We start from the raw sequence: 2221 nt of genomic DNA, 5'->3' as shown, positions 1-2221 counted from the left end.
GGCAGCGGTTCGCACAGCAACACGCCGATGTGGGAGTTGAGCTCGTCCACGTCGCCCATGGCGTGTACGCGCAGGCTGTTTTTGCTGACGCGCTGGTTGTTGCCCAGGCCGGTGGTGCCGTTGTCGCCGGTTCGGGTGGCGATTTGCGTGAGTCGGTTGCCCATGGCGGTGCTCGGTTGCAGGCAAAGCGAGTGGGGTCGATAATGCCGCTCATTATGCGGGCAGGGCCGCTGTCGGGGCTGCGGCCCCAGCGGCTCCCGCACCATCGGGGCGGCCATCGGGCCGCTGCCGAGCGCTCCCTCCGTGTCCACCGCTTCTGCATAGGCCCCCTGATGAACGCGCCGCCTACCGTCCCCCTGCTGCCCGAAGTCAAGCCGCGCCAGCTGCCGCCCGAGGCGCTGGCCGCGTTGCGCGAACGTTTTGGCCCGCACTGCGTCACGGCGCTGGCGGTGCGCGAGCAGCATGGGCGCGACGAGTCCGCCTTCACCCACGTGCCGCCGCCAGCAGCCGTGGTGTACGCGCAATCCACCACCGATGTGGCCGACGCCGTGCGCGTGGCCGCGCAGTGGCGCGTGCCGGTGATCCCCTTTGGCATTGGCTCGTCGCTGGAGGGCCACCTGCTGGCGGTGCAGGGCGGCATCAGCCTTGACCTGAGCCGAATGGACCGCATCGTCGCCGTGCGGCCGGACGATCTGACGGTGACCGTGCAGCCAGGGGTGACGCGGCAGCAGCTCAACGACGCGGTGCGTCACCAGGGGTTGTTCTTCCCCATCGACCCCGGCGCCAACGCCACGCTGGGCGGCATGGCCGCCACCCGCGCCAGCGGCACCAATGCCGTGCGCTACGGCACCATGCGCGACAATGTGCTGGCATTGGAAGTGGTCACGGCCAGCGGCGACATCATCCGCACCGGCACGCGCGCACGCAAGAGCAGCGCGGGGTACGACCTGACGCGCCTGTTCGTCGGCAGCGTAGGCACACTGGGCGTCATCACCGAACTGACGCTGCGACTGTACCCGCTGCCGGAGGCGGTCTCGGCCGCCATCTGCTCGTTTCCGAGCATCGAGGCCGCCGTGCGCACCACCATCGCTATCATCCAGATGGGTGTTCCGATTGCCCGCTGCGAGCTGCTGGATGCGCGCACCGTGCGCGCCGTCAACGCGCACAGCAAGCTGACGTTGCGCGAAGCCCCACTGCTGCTGATGGAGTTCCACGGCTCGCCCAGCGGTGTGCGCGAGCAAGCCGAGCTGGTGCAGGCCATTGCCGACGAACATGGTGCACAGGCGTTTGAATGGGCCACCACGCCCGAAGAACGCAGCCGGCTGTGGACCGCGCGCCACCACGCCTTCTTTGCCGCACTGCAAACGCGCCCCGGCTGCCGCGCCATCACCACCGACGCCTGTGTGCCCATCAGCCAGCTGGCCACCAACGTGGTGGCGGCAGTGGCCGACGCCGAGGCGGCCGGTCTGCCCTACTTTCTGGTTGGCCATGTGGGTGACGGCAACTTTCACATGGGCTACTTGATCGATCCGGACAACCCGGCCGAACGGGATACCGCCGAGCAGCTCAACCGCGCGCTGGTGCAGCGGGCGCTGGCCAGTGGCGGCACCTGCACCGGCGAACACGGCGTCGGTCTGCACAAGCGCGAGTTTCTGCGCGCCGAAGCGGGCGACGGCGCACTGGCCGTGATGCGCGCCATCAAGGCCGCGCTGGACCCGCTGGACATTCTCAACCCTGGTAAGGTACTCCTTCCCGCCTGATGGGGCGAGCGGCCCAAACATGCGCGGCCGCAGTGCACCCAGATGGCGCGTGCCCACCGGCGCGCGGGCGAGCTCGGCGCCCGGCACGCTGGTGCACCACCGCCAGCGCCCGTCCACGCACGGGCGCAAAACATCACCATAGGCAGCACGCTAGCCGCCGACCACGCACCCTTTGCGCTAAGCCCCCTCGACCGGACCCTTTAGCGTGGTCTCACCCGGGCCCCATTTGCCCGGCGCCAGTGCCGCAGCCTCGGGCGGGTCGGTACGGGGAAACCGGTATATCCACAACGAGCGGCCGTCGGGACAGCGCCAGACCAGGCTGGGGCTCCAGTCCGGCACCGCGAACTCCAGACTCAGCAGCCAAGCGCCCGGATGCAGTTCGCGTTCGGCTTTGGTGGCGGCGCGGGGCATGGTTTCCGGGCGCTGGAACAGGTACACGGCGTCGAACGCACTCCAGTCGG

The 2221-nt window shown here is 69.4% G+C and carries 2 protein-coding genes and 1 pseudogene; 1 reads left to right on the top strand and 2 read right to left on the bottom strand.

The features are described from left to right. On the bottom strand, positions 1-164 hold a 164-nt coding region (locus V7Z54_RS09850), incomplete at its 3' end, for an ATP:cob(I)alamin adenosyltransferase (RefSeq protein WP_334136232.1). Between the two features lie 168 nt (positions 165-332). Here V7Z54_RS09850 and V7Z54_RS09845 point away from each other — a divergent pair. Beyond that, a complete protein-coding gene (locus tag V7Z54_RS09845) occupies positions 333-1760 on the top strand; it encodes an FAD-binding oxidoreductase (RefSeq protein ID WP_334136231.1) in 1428 nt (475 codons plus the stop codon). A gap of 177 nt (positions 1761-1937) precedes the next feature. On the opposite strand, the pseudogene V7Z54_RS09840 reads toward V7Z54_RS09845, so the two are convergent. After that, positions 1938-2221, bottom strand: a pseudogene (locus V7Z54_RS09840) (hypothetical protein); the annotation flags it as partial.

The organism is Tepidimonas sp. (genome assembly GCF_036824975.1).
Classification (GTDB): Bacteria; Pseudomonadota; Gammaproteobacteria; order Burkholderiales; family Burkholderiaceae_C; genus Tepidimonas.
The sequence above is the reverse complement of the archived record's forward strand: the minus strand, read 5'-3'. Positions and strand labels throughout refer to the sequence as shown.